Consider the following 21,325-nt stretch of genomic DNA (forward strand, 5'->3'; position numbering starts at 1 on the left):
AGGCGCGGTAGACGCAATCGAAGGGTGACTGAGTGAGGATTCCGGGCGTTGCCAGCGTCGTCGCGGGCGTGACCGACGGAGCGGCGCAGGTGGTCCGAGCGGGCGTGTCCACCGCGGCCGGGGCCGCGGGTGCGCTGCAGACGTTGGCCAGCCCGGTCGCCGAACTGGCGGTCCCGGTGGTGCAGTCGGTGGCCCAAACGACCGGCCGGGCAATCGGTTTGACCGGTTCGACGAACGGTTCCGGTCCCGCCGTCACCCCGCCGATTCGGTGGCAGAGCGGGCGGCGGGTGCATCTGGACCTCGATCCCCTGCTGCCGTTTCCGGGCTGGCACGAGCACGCGCCGGCGGTGGAGGAACCGGTCCGCCGGGTTCCGGGAGTGGCCTCCGCCCACGTCGAGGGGGCCCTCGGCCGGTTGGTGATCGAATTCGACAACGAAGCCGACGTCGACGCCGCCCTGGACCGGGTCCGGGACACGGTCTGCGGCGTGGCGGCGGATCTGAGGCTGGTCACCTCCAAGGACGCCCCCCGCACCGCGCCGTTCGCCGATCCCGGAAACCCGTTGGCGATCCTGGTTCCCTTCAGCGCCGCGGCGATGGACGTGGCGGCCGTCGGCGCCGCGGTGACCGGCTGGTTGGGCCGGCTCCCGGTCGCGCCGCGCAGTGCGCGCGCCGCCGCCGCGCTGCTCAACCACCAACCGCGGGTGGTCGCGGTGCTCGAGTCGCGGCTGGGCCGCGTCGGCACCGACATCGCGCTCAGCGCGTCGACCGCTCTGGCCAACGGGCTGACGCAGGCGGTCGGCACACCGTTGCTGGATCTGGCGCAACGCAGCCTGCAGGTATCCGAGGCGGCGGCGCACCGCCAGCGATGGCGGGAACGCGAACCGGAGCTGGCCTCGCCCAACCGCCCGCAGGCCCCGGTGGTCCCCGTCATATCGTCGGCCGGGCCGAGATCGCAAGCGCCGCGGCATAATTCGGCCGCCACCGCCGCGGGAGAAGCGTCTCATGTGGTGGTGGGCGGTGCGATCGACGCCGCCATCGACACCGCGAAGGGGTCGATGGCCGGGCCGGTGGAGGAGTACGCCGACCAGGCCGCCAACGCCTCGTTGGTGGCCGCCGCGGGTGCGCTGTTGGCCGGCGGCGGCACCGAGGACGCGGCCGGCGCCCTGCTGGCCGGCGTGCCCCGGGCGGCGCACGCGGGCCGGCAGGCCTTCGCGGCGGTGTTGGGCCGCGGACTGGCCAACGCCGGTCAGTTGTTCCTCGACCCGGGCGCCTTGCGGCGGCTGGACCGGGTCAAGGTGGTCGTCGTCGACGGCGCCGCGCTGCGCGGCGACAACCGCGCCGTGCTGCAGGCGCGGGGCGACGTACCCGGGTGGGACGAGGACCGCGTCTACGAGGTCGCCGACGCGCTGCTGCACGGCGAGGAGGCGCCCGAACCGGATCCCGACGAGTTGCCGGCCACCGGCGCGCGCCTGCGGTGGGTCCGGGCACAGGGCTCGTCGGCGACGCCGGCGCAGGGTCTCGAACATGCCGACCTCGTGGTCGACGGGGAGCGCGTCGGCAGCGTCGATGTCGGCTGGGAGGTCGACCCGTTCGCCGTCCCGCTGCTGCAGATCGCGAACCGGACCGGCGCGCGGGTGGTATTGCGCCACGTCGCCGGCACCGAGGACCTGACCGCCAGCGTCGCCGTCAGCCACCCCCCGGGCACGCCGCTGCTGCAGTTGGTGCGCGACCTGCGCACCGACCGCGGGCCCGTGCTGCTGATCACCGCGCTGCACCGTGACTTCGCGTCGACCGACACCTTGGCCGCGCTGGCCATCGCCGATGTCGGCGTCGCGCTCGACGACCCCCAGGCCGCGACGCCGTGGACCGCGGACATCATCACCGGCACGGACCTGGCCGCCGCGGTGCGCATCCTGTCGGCGCTGCCGGTGGCCCGGGAGGCAACGGAGTCGGCGGTGCGCCTGGCCAAGGGCGGCAGCACCCTGGCGGGTCTGTTGCTGGTCACCGGCGACCCGCGCACGCTGAGCCCGTTCGCCGTGCAGCGCTGGCTCAACCCGGTCAACGCCGCCGCCGCAGCCGCGCTGATGCAGGGCACGTTCGCGGCCTCGCGGGTGCTGCGGCTGGCCGACCCGACACCCCAACCGCTGACCGCGTGGCATGCCCTGGACCCGGAGATTGTCTACTCCCGGTTGGCCAGCCGCACCCGGCCCCTGGCCGTCGAGCCCGGCGTCGCGCCCTGGCGGCAGCTCCTCGACGACCTGTCCTACAACCCGATAGTCGCGCCGCTGCGCGGGCCCGCCAGCCGCGTGGGGCGGCTGCTCACCGCGACGCGCGCCGAGCTGGCCGATCCGCTGACGCCCATCCTGGCCGTCGGCGCGGCGGCCTCGGCGATCGTCGGCAGCAGCGTCGACGCGCTGCTGGTGGCGGGCGTGATGACCGCGAACGCGGTCGCGGGTGGAGTGCAGCGGCTGCGGGCGGAGGCCGCCGTCGCCGAGTTGTTCGCCGAGCAGGACCAGTACGCCCGGCGCGTGGTTCTGCCCGCGGTCGCCACCGCGAACCGCCGGCTGGAGGCCGCCCGCACTGTCGAGCGGACGGTGTCGGTGAGCGCGAAGTCGCTGCGGCCCGGCGACATCATCGACCTGGCCGCCCCGGAGGTCGTGCCGGCGGACGCGCGCCTGCTGGTCGCCGAGGACCTCGAAGTCGACGAGTCCTTCCTCACCGGCGAGTCGCTGCCGGTGGACAAGCAGGTCGAGCCGGTCGCCGTCGCTGACTCCGACCGCGCCAGCATGCTGTTCGAGGGCAGCACCATCGTGGCCGGGCACGCCCGGGCGATCGTCGTGGCGACCGGTGCGGGCACCGCCGCGCAGCGCGCGATCTCGGCCATCGCCGACGTCGACTCGGCGGCCGGGGTGCAGGCGCGGTTGCGAGAGTTGACCAGCAAGGTCCTGCCGCTCACGCTGGCCGGTGGCGCGGCGGTCACCGCGTTGGCCCTGTTGCATCAGGGATCATTGCGCCAGGCCGTCGCGGACGGGGTGGCCATCGCCGTGGCCGCCGTCCCCGAGGGCCTGCCGCTGGTGGCCACCCTGGCCCAGCTGGCCGCCGCCCAGCGGTTGTCGCGGCGTGGCGTGCTCGTCCGCACGCCGCGGGCGGTCGAAGCCCTGGGCCGGGTCGAAACCGTGTGCTTCGACAAGACCGGCACGCTCACCGAGAACCGCCTGCGCGTCGTCCGCGGCGTCCCGCACGACGCCAGCGCGGACGGCGCGTTCATCGAGGTCACCGACCCGAAGTCCGCCGCGGTGCTGCGGGCCGCCGCCCGCAGCAGCACCCAGCCGCACAACGGGGGCGGACACGCGCACGCCACCGACGAGGCGATCCTCAACGCCGCTAATTCCGTTGACGCTCAATGGGCGTCGGATTGGACCGTGCTCGCGGAGGTGCCGTTCGAGTCCAGCCGCGGGTATTCGGCCGCGATCGGTGTGGTCGGCGGGGACGGCGGGCCTATGCTCATGCTCAAAGGCGCGCCGGAGGAAGTCCTGCCGCGCTGCCGGTTCGCCGATGGGGCCGGCGGGCCGGACCATGCGGAGTCGTTGGTGTTGCGCCTGGCCGAGCAGGGGCTGCGGGTGCTCGCGGTGGCGCAGCGCCGGTGGGAGCACGGGACCAGCGAGGAGGACACCGACGTCGACGCCGTGGACGCCGCGGCGCACGACCTCGAGTTGATCGGCTACGTCGGGCTGGCCGACACGGCCCGCGCGTCGGCGCGCCCGCTGATCGAGGCGTTGGTGCAGGCCGGCCGGCGGGTGGTGCTGATCACCGGCGACCACCCGGTGACCGCCCGGGCGATCGCCCGGCAACTCGGACTGCCGGCGGACGCGCGCGAGATCACCGGCGCGGAGCTCGCCGCCTTCGGTGAGGAGGACCGCGCCAAGGTTGCCTCCGACGTCCAGGTCTTCGCCCGCGTCAGCCCGGAGCAGAAGGTGCAGATCGTCGCGGCGCTACAGGACTGCGGGCAGGCGGTCGCCATGGTCGGCGACGGGGCCAACGACGCGGCCGCCATCCGGATGGCCGACGTGGGCATCGGCGTGAGCGGTCGCGGTTCGTCCGCCGCCCGCGGCGCCGCGGACATCGTGTTGACCGACAACGATCTGGGCGTGCTGCTCGACGCGCTGGTCGAGGGCCGCGGGATGTGGGGCGGGGTACGCGACGCGGTGAGCATTCTGGTCGGCGGCAACGTCGGCGAAGTGCTGTTCACCCTGATCGGCACCGCCTTGGGCACGGGCCGGGCGCCGGTGGGCACCCGCCAGCTGTTGCTGGTGAACCTGCTCACCGACATGTTCCCCGCGCTCGCGGTCGCCGTCACGCCGCAGTACCCCGAGCCCGAAGAGGCCGAGGACGGCGCCGACCGCGACGCCGAGGAACTGCATCGCGCGTTCCAGCTGGCGACGCTCTCCGGGCCGTCGCCCTCCCTCGACGCGCCGCTGATGCGGCAGATCGTCACGCGGGGCGCCGTCACGGCCGCGGGCGCGACGGCGGCCTGGGCCATCGGTCGCTGGACGCCGGGCACCGAACGCCGCACCTCGACCATGGGGCTCACCGCGCTGGTGACCACGCAGCTCGCGCAGACCCTGCTGACGCGGCGTCACAGCCCTCTGGTGCTGGGCACGGCGCTGGGCAGCGCGGGCGTCCTGGTCGCGATCGTCCAAACACCGGGCGTCAGCCACTTCTTCGGCTGCACACCGTTGGGTCCGGTCGCCTGGACCGGCGTCGTCGGCGCCACCGCGGGCGCCACGGTCGTCTCGGTGCTGGCGCCCAACTGGCTGGCGCAGCGGGTCACCGCGCTGGAACCCAAGCAGGACTGAGGCCTTCGCCGCTAGCCGGACAGCTCCTTGCGCACCACCTTGCCCGCCGGGTTGCGCGGGATGCTGGCCACGAGGTTGATGTCCCGGGGCTGCTCGAATCGCGAGACTTTGCCCTTCAGGTACTCCCGCAGCGCGGCCTCATCGGTGTCAGCGCCCGGCCGCAGGACCACGAACGCCGCCAATCGGTGGCCGAATTTCTCGTCGGGAACGCCGATGACCGCGTTGTCGGCGATGGCGGGGTGCTGGGCGAGGGCGTTCTCGACCGCGCGCGGATACACGTTCTCGCCGCCGGAGATGATCATGTCGTCCTCGCGGCCGACGATGTAGAGCCGGCCTTCGTTGTCGAGGTAGCCCATGTCGCCGGTGCTGGTCATGCCGTCGACGACAGCCTTCGCCCCGCCGCCGGTGTAGCCCTCGCTCGCCAGTTCACCGCCGACGAAGATGCGCCCGGTGACGCGCGGGCCGACGGGCCTGCCGTTCTTGTCGAGGATGCGCACCGGGCAGCCGGCGACCGGTCGGCCGACGGTCTCCGGCGCTTCGCGCAGCTCGGCGGGTGTCGCCAGGGCGCCGATGCCGACCTCGGTGGAACCGTAGCCGTTGTAGAGGATGTCGCCGTAGGCGTCCATGAACCTTTGCCCCAGGGTGGGGTCGAGCCGGTCGCCGCTCGACATCACGACCCGCAGGTATGGCACCGGGTTGCGCGCCCGCACCCGGTCGGGCAGGGCGAGGATGCGCGCGAGCACCACCGGCACGGCGGTGAACGCGTCAGCGCGATGCAGCGACGCCTGCGCGAGCGCGGCCTCGGCGTCGAAGTGGCGATGGGTGAGTACGGTGCCGCCGAGGGCCGTGGTGAGCATCAGCATGCCCAGCCCCAGCCCGTGAAACATGGGCATGGCCACCGAGATTCGCGACCCGGTGCGCAGGCCGGTGCGGTCGAGGATCGTCACCCACACGCCCACCGCCGATCGCAGCTGCGGCGAGCGGGGAACCCCCTTGGGCGTGCCGGTGGTGCCGGACGTGAGCAGGATGATCCGGCCGGGTGCCGCCACGTCGGGCCGCGTGTCGCCCTCGTCCGTGGTGGCCGTCGCCGCGTCGATCAGGGTCACCGATTCGTCGGCGGCCCGGACCCGCTCGCCGAATTCGCCGTCCGCGATCATCGCGGTGATCCGGTGCGCGCTCACCGCGGACGCCAGGGCGTCGCTGCGAAACTCCGTATTGACCAAGACCACATCGGCGCCCACGAGGGCGGTGGCGAAGACGCCTGCGATGAAACCGCGTCCGTTGCGGCACATGACGCCCACGGCGTCGCCGGGTCCGACACCGTCGTGGGTCAGCCGGCGCGCCAGCGATTCGGTCGCCGCCCGCAGCTCGCGGTAATCCCAAGCACCGTCGTCATCGACGATCGCCGCCCGGTTGGGCCAGCGCGTCGCGGTGACCGCCAGCAGCGTGTACGGATTGGTGCCGCCCCGGCGCGCCTCCCGCAGCACCCGCAGGGTCGCCGGCGGCGACGGCGGTGTCAGCAGTCGCGACCGCAGCAACGCGCGCGCGGCGGTGCCAACCACACCCTCGTTGCTCATTGCCGCGCCTCCGCGGCGCCGGAATCGGAGAAGAACCGTCGGTACCACAGCCGGGCGGCGCGTTCGGCCGGGCCGGCCAGCAGCACCGAAGCCACCTCGGCCGGCAGCACCCAGGGCGGTTCGTTGCTGCGCGGCCGCTCGATCACCGCTTTGGCGATCGCGTCGGCCGCGTGGTCGGCCGACATGCCCGGGAGCCGGCCCAGCACGGGCGTGGGTTCGATCATCCGGGTGCGCACCAGCGCGAAGTAGACCGAGGTGACGTCCACCCCGTCGGCGTGCAACTCCGGGGCGACGCTGCGCAACCAGCGGTCGAAGGCGCCCTTGGACGCCTGGTAGGCGCCCCACTGCGGCCCCGGCACCACGCGCACACCCACGCTGGACACATTGATGATGTGCCCGCGGCCGCTTTCGCGCATTGCCGGCAGTAGCCCGAGCAGCAGCCGGATCGGCCCGAGATAGTTGATGTCGATGGTGCGCTGAAAGTCGTGCGGCCGGTCGTATTGGTGATGCAGGGAGCGGCGCAGCGACTTTCCGGCGTTGCTGACCACGATGTCCAGCGCGCCGTGTTCCTCGGTGATCTCCTTGGTCAGCGCGCTGACGGCGGCCTCGTCGGTGAGGTCGGTCGGGTACGCGATCGCGCGGCCGCCCGCGGCGTTGATCGACGCCGCCAAGTCGCCGAGGCGCTCCTGGGACCGGGCGACCGCCAACACCGTGGCTCCCCCGGCAGCCAGCCGGCGCGCCGTCGCCTCCCCGATCCCGTACGACGCGCCGGTAACCAGGACGGTCTTACCGGTGACGGCGCCGCGCAACCTGTCGGGATCCGATACTCGCGCCGGATTGGCCACGTAGTCCGTGACCTTGTTGAGGGCCTGCACAATCACGTTCAACATCGCCGCTGCGTCCACTTCGAGCCGGATGTCGAGAATCGGCGGGTGGCTTCACCGTGCACTCGACGTCATAGCTAGCAGACCACATCGCGGTCCGCCGGTGCGCCCCGCCCCGCCGCTCTGCGACCCACCGGCGCGGCCGCCGGATCGGTGGGCGCCGCAACCGCCGGATGGCCGCCGCGCGCAAGCCATCTCGGCCCGGCCACCGCGGGGTGAACGGTGTTGTGTGAATTCGCAGTAATTTCCCGGGTTCAGCCTGTTTAGGCCGACGCTTCTCTGGGCACAATTGCGGCATGATCGCACGTCAAATAGCTCGTTTTCTCGGTCCAGCAGTAGTAGCCGCGTCCGGCCTCAGCGCGTCGGCCGTCACCGGCTCCCTCCTCCCCTCCGCGTCCGCCCAATGTCCGGACGTGCAGGTGGTATTCGCCCGCGGCACCGGTGAAGCCCCCGGTGTCGGCCCCACCGGCCAGGCCTTCGTCGACGCCCTCCACTCGCGCATCGGCGCGCGATCATTCGACGTCTACCCGGTGAACTACCCCGCCAGCGACCAATGGGCCACCGGCATCGACGGCGTCAGAGACGCTGGCGCCCACGTCGTTTCGATGGCCCACGACTGCCCGAACACCAAAATGGTGCTCGGCGGCTACTCCCAGGGCGCGGCCGTGATGGGTTTCGTCACCTCACCCTCGGTGCCCGACGGCATCGACCCCAACACGGTGCCCAAACCCCTGGACAGCTCGGTGGCCAGCCACGTGTCCTCGGTCGTGCTCTTCGGCATGCCCAACGTGCGGGCCATGAACTTCCTTGGCGAACCCCCCGTCGTCATCGGCCCCACCTTCGCCGACAAGACCATCAAGGTCTGCGCCACCGAAGACCCGGTCTGCTCCGACGGCATGAACTTCGCCGCCCACAACACCTACGCCGACGACGGGGCCATGATCGACAAGGGCGTGGCCTTCGCCTCCAGCCATCTCGACGCGGGTACCAGTGGCGCCTCGACGGTCTCGAGCTCGAGAGGTGGCTTCGGCAGCTGAGCGATGAGGGGCGCGGCGGCGCCGGTCATCACCACGTCGTCAAGGGGTGTCAGCGACGAACCCCTTGTTGCGCATCAGGGCATCCGCCAGGAAGCCGTCGTGCGGGATGCCGGGCGCCGCGTGCCACGTCGGGTGCGGGCCGACGTACACGTTGCCGATGGTCGGTTCGGCGAGGAGCTCGTCGACCAACCCCTGGTCACCCGTGATCGCGGTGACGACCAACGACCGCCGCAACGGCTCCAGGCCGGCGGCGGGCGACCACGGTGAGACCCAGACGCAGGGGAAGGGCAGCTCGACGTTGAGCGTGTCCGCGACGGGCTCGGCCAATAGATGCACCGCCGGGCGCAGCGCGGCGTGGCCGTCGCCGAGGTCGGCCACCACCTGATCTGCGCCCAGCACCGGTGTCGAGCCGGCGGCCTTGGCCGCCAGGTAATCCGCCAGGGCCCGGGCTTGGTCGAGGCGCTGGGTGGGCAGGATCGCCCGTTCGTCGTCCGTGGGGAGGGGCTCGATCTCCGCCAGCCGCCGGGCGATCGCCGCGGCCAGCGGGGCGGGATCACCCTGACACAGCACGGCGGTGGTGTTGACACAGGCCATGCCCCCGAGGTTGGCGATCGAGTCGACGATGACGTCGATGTGGACGCGCCAGTCCCGATCCGCCGTGATGAGGATCTTGGCCCGGCCCGGCCCGTTGACGATCACCGCCGAGTCGGCGGCGTACTTGTCCACCACGTCCTGGCCCCCGTACACCATCGCCAGGTCGCCCGACCGGATGATCTCGTCGGCGCCGGCATGATCGGTCGGTAGGTAGACCGCGTCCTCGGGGCGAAAACCCGCCTGCCGCAAGGCGTGCACCAGGCGGTGCGCGGTCAGCGGCTCTCGGCGCGACGGGCGCACCGCGACGCGGTAGCCGAGCGCCAGCGCTTGCGGCCACAGGCCGTGCACGCCGGGACCGTTCCCGGCGGCGTGCACGGCGAACACCTCTCCCCGCCGAGCCCACACCGCGCCGCCGCCGCGGATGGATTCCTCGCGCCAATCCAGCGCCGCCCCCACCGGCCGGGCCGCGCGGACCGCGTCGAACGCGCCGCCGACGGCGTCGGCCACGCCGCGCGCCCCGGCGCGGGTGACCGCGATCGGCAGCCCCGAAATCCGGCTCGCCAGGCCGACATACGCCTCGAAGTCCAGGCCGGCGATCACCCCGCCGGTGAAGACGTCGGCGGCGTCCGACAGCGCCGCCGCGCGCCGCCCGACGGGAAGCGGGGTCACGTTGCGTTGGGCCGCCAGGGTGCGCGCGACATACAGCGGCGGCACCAGACTCAACTCGGCAACCGCCGCACCGGCCGTGCTGGTGATGACCTCGCGGCGACGCGTCCGGTACTCGCCGTCGGGGCCGAGCGCATCGATCGCCACCAAATCGGTTGCGACACCGGTCCGTTCGGCCGGCATGCTCAGTACACTCCCTCGATGACGGCCTCCCCCTCGAAGGCCGAGACCGGCCGCACCGCACTGACGGAATCGCTGAGCTCGGCGGCGGGCCCGGGCATCCTGGCCGCCAGGTCGCGCTCCAGGTTGTTCGGGATGAACATGCCTTTGCTGACGTGGTTCATCACCACCTGACCGGTCTGGCCGTACGGCACCCGCTCACCCGTGTCGGGATCGACCACCCAGAACACCACGTACGGTGTCCGCGGGTCGAACACGAACGCGTCGCCATCGGTTCGGGTGACCGCCTGCGAGAGCACCATGGTGCTGCCGAACGCCATCGTGATCGTCGTGGCGGGAAAGAGGTCGCGGAGCAGGTCGAGGGTGTCGGCGTCCACGTGCGCGCCGCTGAGCAACAGGTAGCGGATCTTGGCGTTCAGCAGATCGACCACCCGGTCGTCGCGGGCCATGGCCACGACCAACGGCGGGGTGGTGTGCAGGTTCGCGACGTTCTGCGTCCGCAACACGAAGAGGGCCTGCTCGACGACGTGGTCGACGTAGGCGGTCACCTCCGACGCCGCGCCGCGGGCGGCGATCTTCTTGACCCAGCGCGGGTCGATGTCGACGCCGTGAAAGGCCGCGCCGAGGCGCTCGGCGACCAGCCGCGAGAAATAGCCCACCCCATGCGGCCCGCTCGGCATCATGCACAGGAGGCCCTGCCCCGGCCGGAACCCGCCGGTGGCGAAGTCCTCGGTCTGCCACCGCACCACCTGTGCGACCCAATCCGGCAGTTGCACAGTCCTTTTCGGTGCGCCCGTGGTGCCGCCGGACTCGAAGATCTGCGGCACCGGCGGCGGCTGCCCGTAGCCACGCGGGATGAGGTCCTCCACCGGCACGCTGCGCAATTCGTTCACGAGGTTGGGAAACAGCCGCAGATCGGCGAACGTCTTGACGTCGGTCCTCGGGTCGAAGTCCAGCGTCGCAGCGACCCGCAACCAGAACGCGGACCCGGTGTCCTCCCCGAAATGCCAGGCGATCGCCGCGCGCAGATAGGCCTCCGGATCCCCTATCGGTTCCGACCGCGGAACGTCCAACAACGAGAAATCGACCTCGGCCATATCAAGAGATCCTGGCCCATCGCCAACAGATCGCCAAGCGCCCGCCGTCGGATTGGCTTACTTCGCAGTGAATTTCGGCGCCGTGTACCCGCCGTTCACCTTGGCGCCCCGGGTCCGCGACCCCGCTCGGCTGTTTGGGTGAGTTGACTCGTGCGCCGGCGGAGGTGTGTGCGACCTTTATCCGCTGCCGGCCATCAGGCTATGTTCTCTGTAACGAGAGGGGACGGGTCATGGCGGCGAACAACTGCATGCCGGCGGGGCGTATCGGCACCACGGGGTGCGAATGATCGAGTTCACCCTCACCCGGACCTCCACGGCGCCGATCGAGACCGCCTTCGAGGCCATCACCGACCACCGCGCGATCGCGGACCACGTCTGGGCAATCCGGCGCAGCACGCTCGATCGCGAGGGCACACCCGCACCAAACGGTGTCGGCGCGATCAGACGCCTGGTGGCGATCGGACCGCCGTTCGTCGAGGAGATCATCGAGTACGAGCGACCCACCCGCTACGCGTACAAGATGCTCTCGGGCGCACCGACCCGCAACCACATCGGCACGGTCGAGCTGCGCGAAACGGGCACCGGAACCGAGATCAGCTGGCATCTACGGTCAACGCTGAAGGTTCCCGGCGTGGACCGGCTGATGCTGCCGGTGTTCAAGAAGGTGATCGACGAGCTGCTCAAAGGCGGCATCGCCGCCGCCGAACGCCGCTCCTGACCGAGTTATCCGCGCACGGCAACGCCGAACGGCTGCTGCGCATCGCCTAGTTCGGGCGGTTGTACAGCCGGCGCGGGTCGACGCCCGCGCGCCGCCACGCCGTCGCCGCCCACGGGGTATAGATCAGCCCGACGGGCAACCGGTTGATCAGTGGGTTGAGCGCGCGCATGGCGGCGGCGAAACGCTGAAAGCGCTTCTCTTTCCTCGCATTCCACTCCAGCTGGCAGACCTCGCGCATCTGCGGCGGCAGGGTGCCGACCAAGACCAGGCGGGTGTAGGCATTGAGCGGCGCGGACACCACCTTCCACACCGGCTCCGGAATCCAGCGCGGGCCCGGTATCCCCTTGCGGATGTAACCGGTCCCGTACAAGACGGTCTTATGCGGGACGAACCGCTCGAGCATCTCGTCCCAGTAGGTGAGGAACTCGTCGTAGGTCTGCGGCTGGCCGCGGTCGCTGACGCCGTAGAGGCTGTACCACACCTTGCCCTCGTCGAAGATCTGCTCCTTCTCCGCGTGCGACAGGCGGCGGATGAACGTGTCGGTGTTGTAGATGACCTGATCGACGAAGCTGGCGTGCGCCCAGTAGAACAGCTCGGGATTCAGCGCGTGATACCTCGAGCCGTCGCTGATGGTCCCCTTGATCGTCTTGTGGAAATCCCGCACCTTGCGGCCCCACTCGCGCGGTTCGTCGGAGTAGACCGTCTTCATCAGCGGCGGCGCGGTCCGTTTCGCCCGGCCCAACGTGTCGCTGAAGACCACCGAGTGGTCGAGCACGCCCTGGGCGAGTTGTTCGATGCAGTTCTCCACGCCCGCCGTGCGTTGGAACCCGAAGAACTGGGTGCGGTTGTCGCCGTAGAACTTCCAGATCAACGACTCCGGTCCCAACCGCGCGACGGCGTCGGCGTCGGGCCCGTCGACCGGCATGGGCACCGCCTCCCGCACGCCGGCGTCGAAGCGGGATCCTGCCGTGGAGGGGGCGGTGGCGGCGGCCAACCCTTCGTGGTGGGCGGTCATGCTCCCCTCCCCGCGCGGCTCACGCCGGCACGTCGCTTGCGAATCAATGACACAGATCCGTATCTTTGTGTCACACAGCCTACCAACCGCGCGGCGAGATTGCAGTGAGGGTCGTGATCCATGCCGAACCACAGCCTTGGCGGCAATCTCGCGGCGGGGCTCAGCGACCTCGACCGCACCATCCTGGACACCGCGCGCACCGTCTTCGAGACCTACGGCGTGCGCCGGGCCAACATCGAAGACGTCGCCGCCCGCGCGGGCGTCAGCCGCAGCACGGTATACCGGCGCTTTCCCACCAAGGACGACCTGTTCGGACACGTGGTGCGGCGCGAGGCCGAAGCCTTTTTCAGCACGCTGGACCGGGCCACCGCCGGCTGCGACCCGCAGCAGGCCGTGGTCGAGGCGTTCGCGCTCGGCGTGCGCCTGGTCCACGACTCGCCGCTGTACTCACGGATCGCCGACAGCGAACCCGAGCTGTTGGGCATGTTCTCCCGATCGCAGGCCTTCCCCATCGGTCAGTTTGCCGACGGCATCGCCCACACCCTGCGCCGCTGCGGGGCCGACATTCCCGACCGCGACCTGGCCAACATCGCCGACATCCTGCTGCGCGTCGCACTCGGCATCATCGTGTTTCCCACCGACCGACTCGACACGTCGGACCCCGCGGCCGTCCGCGAGTACGCCGCCCGCTACCTGGTGCCGATAATCCGCCGCTGAGCGGTTCCTTCATGTCGGTGACCTGCACTAGCCTGGGTGCGTGGCTGGGAGTTCTGCGACTCCGCGGACCCGGTACGCCAGTTGCGGCGAGATCGACATCGCCTATCAGGTCTTCGGCGATGGCCCGATCGACCTGCTCGTGCTGCCGGGCCCGTTAATCCCGATTGATTGCGTCGACCTCGAGCCGTCGATGTATCGGTTCCATCGCCGGCTTGCGTCGTTCTGCCGCGTGATCCGGTTCGACCAGCGCGGCATCGGCCTGTCGTCGCGGATCGCGTCGCTGGACATGCTCGGCCCGGAATCGTGGGCCCAAGACGCGATCGCTGTCATGGACGCGGTGGGATGCGAGCGCGCGACGATCTTCGCCCCGGGTTTCACGTCGCTGGCCGGCGTCGTTCTCGCGTCCGACCATTCCGATCGGGTGAACAGCCTAGTGATAGCCAACGGGGCGGCGCGCACGCTGCGCGGTCCCGATTACCCGATCGGCAGCGACCTCGCCGACGCCGACCGCTTCACGTCCGTCGGCATGGAGCCGGACGCCGTCGAGCAGGGTTTCGACATGCTCGGCATCATCGCGCCCTCCGTGGCCCGCGACGCCGCGTTCCGCTCGTGGTGGGACATGGCCGGCAACCGGGCCGCGTCGCCCAGCATGGCCCGCGCCTTCATCAACAAGATCCGGGAGGGCGACGTCCGCGACCGGCTCCCCCGAGTCGCCGTGCCGACACTGATCCTGCATCGCGACAACCCCGGCTTCAGCCCCGTGGCGCACGCCCACTATCTGGCCGAACACATCCCGGGATCGCGCCTCGTCGAGTTGCCGGGCGGGGATGCCCTGTACTGGGTCGGCGACACCGCACCCGTCCTCGACGAGATCGAGGAATTCATCACCGGCGTCCGCGGCGCTTCCGACGCCGAGCGGCTGCTCACCACGATCGTGTTCACCGACATCGTCGGCTCCACCGAGCGCGCCGCACTGCTCGGCGACCACCGCTGGCGCGACCTGCTCGACAATCACGACACCCTCGTCCGGCACGAGCTGCTCCGGTTCTCCGGGCGGGAAGTCAACACGGCCGGCGACGGCTTCGTCGCGACATTCAGCAGCCCGAGCGCCGCGATCGCCTGCGCCGACGCCATCGTCGACGCGGTCCGAGTGCTGGGCATCGAGGTGCGGGTGGGCATTCATGCCGGTGAAGTGGAGGTGCGCGGCAAGGACGTCGCCGGGATGGCCGTACACATCTGTGCGCGGGTGGCCGCCCTCGCCGGACCCGGCGAGGTGCTGGTGTCCTCGACGCTGCGCGACATCGTCACCGGCTCGCGACACCGCTTCGGCGACCGCGGCGAAACGGCGCTCAAGGGCGTGCCGGGCCAGTGGCGGCTGTACTCGCTGGTGCGCGAGCGCGCAGTCGTCAGGCGGTGACGCGCCTGGCCCGGCGTAGGCTTGGGAGAAGCCCCCTCCGCCCGGCCCGGCCTTCGAGTTCCGGCGCACCGCTTGGCTTTTCCTTCAAGGAGTACGCATGACCGACGTGCACGTCTCGCTGCCCCCCGCGCTGCGTCGAGCGCTCGAACTGCTGGCCGATCCGCCGGCGGATCCCGATGTGAGCAAGGGTTACCTCGATCTGCTCGGCGGCGGATCCGACGGCGGCGACGGCGTCGCGAAGAACACCGGCCCGATCCAGGCGGCGTGGGCATCACCGATCGGGTCGATGCTCTACGACAACGCCCAAGCCCTGTCGCGCCGGCTGATCGGCGCGTGGCAGACGCCCCTCGAGTGGTTGAAAATCCCGCCGGGCGGCATCGCACTGGACGTCGGTTCCGGCCCGGGCAACGTGACCGCCTCGCTGGCACGCGCGGCGGGCCCGGACGGGCTCGCCCTCGGGGTCGACATCTCCGAGCCCATGCTCGCGCGCGCCGTCCGCAACGAAGCTGGACCGCAAGTCGGCTTCATTCGGGCAGACGCACAACGGCTTCCGCTGCGCGACGACACGGTCGACGCCGTCATCTCGACGGCCGTGCTGCAGCTGATTCCCCATCCGGCGGCCGCGCTCGGCGAGATGGCGCGGGTGCTGCGACCCGGCGGCAGGCTGGCCGTCATGGTGCCCACCGTCGGTCCGGCCGCCCGGCTGTTCCGGAGGCTGCCGAACGTCGGGGCGCACGTCTTCGACGACGACGAGATCGGCGACATCCTGGAAAGCCAGGGTTTCGCCAGCGTGCGGGTGAAGAACTACGGCACCGTCCAGTGGGTGCGCGGCAAGAACGGCTGAATCCGTCCCGTCTCAGACTGGCCTTGCCTCATGAGTCCGGGTTTTGCGCGACCGCGGCGAGCCGGTCCATGGACTCGCGCAGCATCTCCGGCGTCGTCGCGCGAGCGCGCTCGAGGCGGCTGGGGTCGGTCAACGTCGTCCCAATCGTAGGTATGGGTCACCGTGGTGAGTTCGGCGTTCACCGGGTTGAGCTCCCAGCGCCACAGGTGTCCGGGCGGCTGCTTCCTGGGCTCGGCTGGGCGCCACGCGATCTTGCTGCCCTCGACGAATTCCACGACGTGGTTTTCCCGCACAGCGCCATTGGTGAGTTTCGTGGTGAACACGTCCCCGACCGCGCGGACTCGTTGGCCCGGAGCCGACGAGGCGAGGTTGTTGTTGCCGTCCCAGCTCGGCTGGCGGGCCGGATCGGCGATCAGTTCGAAGATCCGCGCGGCGTTGGCCGCGATGACACGCGTGGCGCTCACGATGCCTTCGATTTCCATGTCGGACATATCGCTATCCAAACACGTCAACCGTGAGCGCCGCCGCAGTGTGAAGGTGACCTTCGGCCGAAGCGTTGAGGACCTTCGACCGTCGAGCCACCGGCCGGCGGGTGCGACCGTGGTGGATGCCGGGGCAACCCGGTGGTCTGCCCGAAGTGCAGCAAGCCCATTTTTGGGCGAGGCCATCCGCAAGGGCCTGATTGACCCACCGTCTTGAGACGGGGACCTGCCTTCGGGCAGACCCTCATCCCTGGGGCATCCGCGGCAGCGCCTCGACCGGCCCGGACAGCGCCGCCTTCACGTAGCGGGTGTCGTCGTCGGCCAGCACCTCGGGGTCGTCCCCTTCGATGCCATCGACGATCGCGCGCGCCACCTGGCGCGGGTCGTTCTTGGGCGCGTCGAAGCCGGACGCCATCTCGGTGTCGGTGAAGCTGAGGTGCGCGGCGACCACCAGCGTGCCCTGCTTTTCGAGCTCGATCCGCAGCGAATTGGTGGTCGACCACAGTGCCGCCTTAGAGTCCCCGTATCCGCCGGAGCCGGGCATCCAGGACAGGATCGAGGCGATGTCGACCAGGGCGCCGCCGCCGTTGCCCGCCAGGATCGGCGCGAAGGCCTTGGTGACGCGCAGCGCGCCGAAGTAGTTGGTCTCGAACACCGCGCGCACTTCCTCGATGTCGCTGTCGAGCAGCTTCGCCGCGCCGAGCACACCCGCGTTGTTGATGACGATCTCGGCGTCCGAAGCCGACGCCGCAAGTGCTGCAACGGAATCCGCATCCGTCACGTCCAGCTCGGCACTGACCACCCGGGGGTCCGCGCTGGGCTTGGGTGCCCGCGCCGTGGCGTAGACCTTCGCCGCGCCCCGCTCCAACAACTCATCCACGATGGCCTTGCCGAGCCCGCGCTGTCCGCCGGTAACCACGACCGTCGACCCCTTGATGTTGACCATGATCCGCACTCCTGACATATGCGAAGTTATTTTGCCTCTGTCACCGTAGTTGCCGGTGACGACATAGTCAAGTACATTTTGGTTATGTCTATTTCATGGGCTGCATCACAGCGGTACGGCACCGCCCCGGCGCCCGGCGGCCTGGGGTTGGTCCAAGACTTCCTCAACACCAGGGCAGTCGCCGGATACGGCCCCGACCTGCTCGCCGACACCGCGCTCGCACGGGACTGGGTCGCGGGCGCGGTGCGCAACTGGTCGGCCGCCCGAGGCGAGGAACTATCGCCGCCGAAGCTCGACGACGCGGACCTGACCAAGCTGCGCTCGCTGCGGGACACCATCGATGCGCTGGTCTCCGGCGAAATGACCGGCGGGCCAAGCGCCGTCCCCGCGGCCCTCGTGGTTTCCGACACCGGCGAGGTCCGGCTGGAGCCCAGCGGCACCGGATGGCGCTGGCTGGCATCGGCGCTGTGGGCCGAGATCCTGCTCAGCCAGCAGGCCGATACCTGGCGGCGCGTCAAGCGGTGCCACAACCACCATTGCGGGTCGACGTTCTACGACCGCTCGAAGAACAACAGCGGGGTCTGGCACGACGTCAAGACGTGCGGCAACGCCGCCAACCTGCGGGCTTCGCGGGCACGTCGACGGGAACGCGAGCGGGCGACTGGCTCAGCGGTTTCGCCACAGTAGGCAGTAGCGGTAGTAGAGGCCCCGCCGGATGGTCACCCCGGCAGCACGTCGGCGGCGTGCCGCGCGGCGATGCCGGCCGGCCAGCCGTGATACGCGGCGTTGTGGTTCCAGTAGTCGTGCGCGCGGTCGGCCCTCAGCAGCGCTCCGCGCCCCGACGCATCAGCGTCACGCCGGCGCGTGCGCGGCTTGGCCGGCTTCTCAGCACCACCCGCAACGCGTAACCAGCGCGCGCCTTGATCGGCGTCACGACATTGGTAGGGCTCTGGCTAATCCAGGAGGGCAGTGTCGCCACGGTTTCGATCCTTCGTCCGTTCGGCCTGTGCGCCAATTCATTGAATTGCACCGGGGCCGCTTTACGGGCGCGCCGCGCCGGGGTAAACGCCACGAAAAGCCGCATTGTGGCCCTACACACAGGCGGCTGTGCGCTGGAGCGCCGTCACAGATTCCTCGAGTGGCCGGCCTTTCGCAGGTAGGCCGGCAGCCCGCGCGCCGGTGGCGCTTTGGGCCAATCGTCGGCACGGAAATAGGCGTCGGTCCCGCCATCGACGAAGATGACGCTGCCGCAGAGGAATTCGGCGGGCTCGGACAGCATGAAACACATCCACTCGGCCATGTGCCGCGCCTCGCCGAAGCCACCGAGTGGCACTGGGAAGGACCGGATTGCTTTTGCCTGCCGGGGCGTCGCCAGCTGCTCCTGCAGCAACGGCGTCATGATGGCCCCGGGCGCCAGCGCGTTCAGGCGCACCCCCGCGCCCGCCCATTCGGGCAGCACCGCGTGTCGCCGCACCCAACGGCTCAGGGCGATCTTCGACGCCGCGTACATCATCGTCGGCGCGGCCGGGCCGAACGGTCGCACCGACCGCCGGGCCTTGTCGGCATCATGCGCGAGGAACGCCTTCACCGCACGCCGCGGGACGAGGGGCACCGTCGTCGTCGAGTTACTCGCTACCACAACCACTTTCGCGTTTCCGGTCGCGGCCAGCGCCGGTCGCCACGCGACCAACGGCTCGACGACACCGAAGAAGTTGACCTCGCCGATCTGGCGTAATCGCTCTCGACCGGGGCTGGGCCCGAGCCCGGCGGCCAGCACCGCGCCGTCGAGTCTGCCGCCCGAGGCCGCCAGCACGCCCTCGGCAGCCTGCTTACGCCCTTGCGGTGTCGACAAGTCGGCGACGACGTCGGCGTCTTTGATGTCGACACCGATCACGGTGTGCCCGTCGGCCTTGAGCCGCTGCGCGGTCTCGTGACCCATGCCGGATGCCGATCCGGTTAGCGCATAAGTGCCCATCGCTCCGTTCTTACCAGCCGCGGTGGCCTCGGACCTCAGGTTTTGCCGGCGGCCTTCTCGACATCGAGTAGCTGCTCGCCGCGTCGTTCCCGGTCGTACGCTTCGCGTCCGCCCCGCAAGCCGAACAGGCGTTTCGAGAACAGCAGGTAGATCACGGCGGCCACGTTGATGGTGAAGGTGACCACGCGGGTCATCGTGATGCCCTTGGCCAGGTCGTGAATCTCCAACGGCAAGAACACCGACGTGGCTATCACCGCGAAGTACTCACCCCAGCGCTTCAGCAACCACAGGCCGACGCCCTCGACCACCTCCAGCAGCGCGTAGCCGGCCAGCATCAGGGTCAGCAGCGCCAGGGTGGAGGGCTTGGCCGCCAGCGCCTTTTCGAGTTCGTGCACGATCGTCATCTGGTCGACCCTGAACCCGGCCGCCCGGAAGATCGGCAGGTCACGGTCGAGGGTGGCCTGGATGGCGCCCCGGGCGCCGCGGAACTTCCACACCGCATACGCGGCGAGGGCGATCACCACCGCGCGGAACAGGCGTTCCACCGCGAGCGCGCGGATGATGATCGCTTGGCGTAACGCCTTGCCGCGCATGATCATCGGCGCATCTTCGGCTCGCCCCCGCCCATGCGGCGCGCCGACGGTGAATTCACCGCAACGCAGGCACCGCCACACCTCCCCGAGCCCGGTGGTGCCGCTCAGCCGGGCGGCGAGATCCTCCTCGCCGGGCGCATAGGTGGCGTGTCCCGCGATCGCGCAGGTGACCAACTCCCACCGATTGACGCCCTGATCTTTGCGCATGGCCGATCATCGCACTGCCCGCGGCGGGGCACGCAAGAGGGCGCGTCAGAACCGCGGGTTGGCCCGCGGCCGTTGCGCGCGGGGGCTCACCGCCCCCAGCAGAGCGGTGAGTTCAGAGACCGGTATCTCGTCAAGGTGATCGACCGCCGCGACGATCTCGGTGCGCAGCGCTGCGGCGCTGAAGGGTTCAGCGAGCCATTCGAACTTGTCGACGACGCGCTCCCACGACATGGGCCGGGTCGGCGAACCCTCGTAATCGGCTTGCTCACGGTCGAATTCGCGCCCGTCCCGGGTCAGCAGGCGGACCCGGGCGGCGGTGCGGTTGGGGTAGTCGGCGGTCAGGTCGGCGGCCGGCTCGACGTCGACGCGGGTCAGCAGGTCCTGCACGTCGGCGCGCATGACCCGCTCGGTGTCCAGCTGTTCGGGGCCCACCCCACCGTCGAGGAGCGCAACCGCGACGAGGTACTTGAGGTTGTAGTCGGCCTGCTCCTTGGTGCGAGGGTCATCCTTGGCTCCGTAGGCCCCGCCGCCGGCGAAGTCATAGGCGCCCTGGAAGACCTCGAGGGTCACCCGCGCGATGTCCTCGCCGCGCAACGCGTGCTCGTCACGCAACCCCAAGATCGCGTCGATGACGACCTGTCCGTGGATCAGCGAGCAGTACTGCTTCAGGTAGGTCCGCTCGACGCAGGCGAGCTCGCGATCGGCGGTGGTGAGGTCGATGGGCTGCTCGAAGAGCTGGACCAGGCCGTGCGGACCCTCGAACAACGACCTGGGGCCGGTTACGCCGCGGGCGGCCAGCAGGGTCGCGTAGACGGCGCGCATGCCGGTGATGGCCGGTGAGATGCCCTTCCAGTTCGAGACCGGTTCGGCGTGCACGGTGGCCAGCGACACGTTGTCGGTCGCGGCGGCCGCAATGGCGTTGGCGGTCTCGTCGACGCCCAGGCCGAGCAATTTGGCCGCGCCCGCTGCGACCGACATTGCCAGCTGCAGCGCATGATTGAGTCCCCGCGCCATCACGGGCACCTGGGCGCTGAACCGGCATTGCACCTCGTAGGCGACCGCCAGGGCCAGCAGGAAATCGGCTCCGCTGGAGCCGGTGTGCTCGGCAACGGCCAGGATCGCGCCGAAGTTGTCGGCGGGATGGCACAGTCCTCCGACCGTCAGATAGGTGTCCAGCAGGTCGGGGTAGCGCACCAGCACCGCGTTGAAGAACGCGGCCTGGTCCACCGACGCCCGCCCGCCGCCCACCAGGGTCGCGGTGGGGACGCCACTGAACTGAGCGGTGTGCTCGCGAATGATCGCAATCAGCTCGCCGTCCAGGGAACCGACGGCGCAGGCGATGCTGTCGAGCACATTGCGCTTCAGCAGCGCCCGTGGCCGTCCCGTGAGGTCCGCCGGCGCCGCCCCGACGACGAATCCGGCCAGTTGATCGACAAGGTAGGTCTCTGCCATGAGTTTTCGCCTTCCGGGCTGGTCACTTCACTGAAGCGCGGCGCCGGATCGCCGTCCAGGACCGTTCT

16 protein-coding genes and 1 pseudogene are annotated in these 21,325 nt (G+C 70.5%); 7 read left to right on the forward strand and 10 right to left on the reverse strand.

All coding sequences use genetic code 11. The annotated features are described in order from the left end of the window. The first annotated feature begins 32 nt into the window (after positions 1-32). Positions 33-4,856: an HAD-IC family P-type ATPase gene (locus ACEL92_RS26650; RefSeq protein WP_374023543.1), complete on the forward strand. Its 4,824-nt coding sequence runs from the start codon at positions 33-35 to the stop codon at positions 4,854-4,856. A gap of 11 nt (positions 4,857-4,867) precedes the next feature. Here ACEL92_RS26650 and ACEL92_RS26655 read toward each other — a convergent pair whose 3' ends face one another. Next, positions 4,868-6,433 carry an AMP-binding protein gene (locus ACEL92_RS26655; protein WP_374023544.1) on the reverse strand — a complete coding sequence of 522 codons (1,566 nt, stop codon included), beginning with the start codon at positions 6,431-6,433 and terminating at the stop codon, positions 4,868-4,870. Beyond that, the gene (locus tag ACEL92_RS26660; RefSeq protein ID WP_374023545.1) at positions 6,430-7,323 is read right to left on the reverse strand and encodes an SDR family NAD(P)-dependent oxidoreductase; all 894 of its coding nucleotides are present in this window, start codon (positions 7,321-7,323) and stop codon (positions 6,430-6,432) included. Before ACEL92_RS26660 ends, ACEL92_RS26655 begins: the two co-directional genes overlap by 4 nt. A 290-nt stretch (positions 7,324-7,613) precedes the next feature. Between ACEL92_RS26660 and ACEL92_RS26665 the strand changes: the two genes are divergently transcribed. Continuing rightward, positions 7,614-8,354, forward strand: a complete 741-nt coding sequence (locus ACEL92_RS26665; protein ID WP_374023546.1) for a cutinase family protein — start codon at positions 7,614-7,616, stop codon at positions 8,352-8,354. Positions 8,355-8,393: 39 nt separating this feature from the next. On the opposite strand, the gene ACEL92_RS26670 is transcribed toward ACEL92_RS26665, so the two are convergent. Together ACEL92_RS26670 and ACEL92_RS26675 are read right to left on the reverse strand one after the other, a co-directional pair. Beyond that, positions 8,394-9,764 carry an aldehyde dehydrogenase family protein gene (locus tag ACEL92_RS26670; RefSeq protein ID WP_374026399.1) on the reverse strand — a complete coding sequence of 457 codons (1,371 nt, stop codon included), beginning with the start codon at positions 9,762-9,764 and terminating at the stop codon, positions 8,394-8,396. A 35-nt stretch (positions 9,765-9,799) separates the two neighbouring features. After that, the gene (locus ACEL92_RS26675; RefSeq protein WP_374023547.1) at positions 9,800-10,891 is read right to left on the reverse strand and encodes a phenazine antibiotic biosynthesis protein; all 1,092 of its coding nucleotides are present in this window, start codon (positions 10,889-10,891) and stop codon (positions 9,800-9,802) included. 283 nt (positions 10,892-11,174) lie between these two features. On the opposite strand from ACEL92_RS26675, the gene ACEL92_RS26680 reads away from it, so the two are divergent. Continuing rightward, positions 11,175-11,609 (forward strand): SRPBCC family protein, encoded by a 435-nt coding sequence (locus tag ACEL92_RS26680; RefSeq protein ID WP_374023548.1) that lies wholly within the window; start codon positions 11,175-11,177, stop codon positions 11,607-11,609. A 46-nt stretch (positions 11,610-11,655) separates the two neighbouring features. Here the strand turns inward: ACEL92_RS26680 and ACEL92_RS26685 are convergent, their stop codons facing one another. Then, complete coding sequence (locus ACEL92_RS26685; protein WP_374023549.1) at positions 11,656-12,624, reverse strand: oxygenase MpaB family protein; 969 nt, start codon at positions 12,622-12,624, stop codon at positions 11,656-11,658. A 120-nt stretch (positions 12,625-12,744) separates the two neighbouring features. On the opposite strand from ACEL92_RS26685, the gene ACEL92_RS26690 reads away from it, so the two are divergent. From ACEL92_RS26690 to ACEL92_RS26700, 3 genes are all read left to right on the forward strand, one after another. After that, entirely contained in the window at positions 12,745-13,341 is a 597-nt protein-coding gene (locus ACEL92_RS26690) for a TetR/AcrR family transcriptional regulator (protein WP_374023550.1), read from the forward strand. Between the two features lie 40 nt (positions 13,342-13,381). Further along, complete coding sequence (locus tag ACEL92_RS26695; protein WP_374023551.1) at positions 13,382-14,758, forward strand: adenylate/guanylate cyclase domain-containing protein; 1,377 nt, start codon at positions 13,382-13,384, stop codon at positions 14,756-14,758. Between the two features lie 97 nt (positions 14,759-14,855). After that, entirely contained in the window at positions 14,856-15,602 is a 747-nt protein-coding gene (locus ACEL92_RS26700; protein WP_374023552.1) for a methyltransferase domain-containing protein, read from the forward strand. A 28-nt stretch (positions 15,603-15,630) separates the two neighbouring features. Here ACEL92_RS26700 and ACEL92_RS26705 read toward each other — a convergent pair. Together ACEL92_RS26705 and ACEL92_RS26710 are read right to left on the reverse strand one after the other, a co-directional pair. Then, positions 15,631-16,093, reverse strand: a pseudogene (locus tag ACEL92_RS26705) (SRPBCC family protein). Between the two features lie 235 nt (positions 16,094-16,328). After that, positions 16,329-17,030, reverse strand: a complete 702-nt coding sequence (locus tag ACEL92_RS26710) for an SDR family oxidoreductase (RefSeq protein ID WP_374023553.1) — start codon at positions 17,028-17,030, stop codon at positions 16,329-16,331. Positions 17,031-17,114: 84 nt separating this feature from the next. Here ACEL92_RS26710 and ACEL92_RS26715 point away from each other — a divergent pair, with 84 nt between their 5' ends. Continuing rightward, positions 17,115-17,717, forward strand: coding sequence for a CGNR zinc finger domain-containing protein (locus ACEL92_RS26715; RefSeq protein WP_374023554.1), 603 nt, complete (start codon positions 17,115-17,117; stop codon positions 17,715-17,717). Between the two features lie 436 nt (positions 17,718-18,153). Here the strand turns inward: ACEL92_RS26715 and ACEL92_RS26720 are convergent, their stop codons facing one another. Genes ACEL92_RS26720 through ACEL92_RS26730 form a run of 3 tightly spaced genes read right to left on the reverse strand, consistent with a single transcriptional unit; the run spans position 18,154 to position 21,257 of the window. After that, positions 18,154-19,005 carry an SDR family oxidoreductase gene (locus tag ACEL92_RS26720; RefSeq protein ID WP_374023555.1) on the reverse strand — a complete coding sequence of 284 codons (852 nt, stop codon included), beginning with the start codon at positions 19,003-19,005 and terminating at the stop codon, positions 18,154-18,156. Between the two features lie 35 nt (positions 19,006-19,040). After that, positions 19,041-19,805, reverse strand: a complete 765-nt coding sequence (locus tag ACEL92_RS26725; RefSeq protein WP_374023556.1) for a DUF2127 domain-containing protein — start codon at positions 19,803-19,805, stop codon at positions 19,041-19,043. A gap of 45 nt (positions 19,806-19,850) precedes the next feature. Continuing rightward, complete coding sequence (locus ACEL92_RS26730) at positions 19,851-21,257, reverse strand: MmgE/PrpD family protein (RefSeq protein WP_374023557.1); 1,407 nt, start codon at positions 21,255-21,257, stop codon at positions 19,851-19,853. Positions 21,258-21,325: the final 68 nt, after the last annotated feature.

This window comes from Mycobacterium hainanense (assembly GCF_041890355.1).
Classification (GTDB): domain Bacteria; phylum Actinomycetota; class Actinomycetes; order Mycobacteriales; family Mycobacteriaceae; genus Mycobacterium; species Mycobacterium hainanense.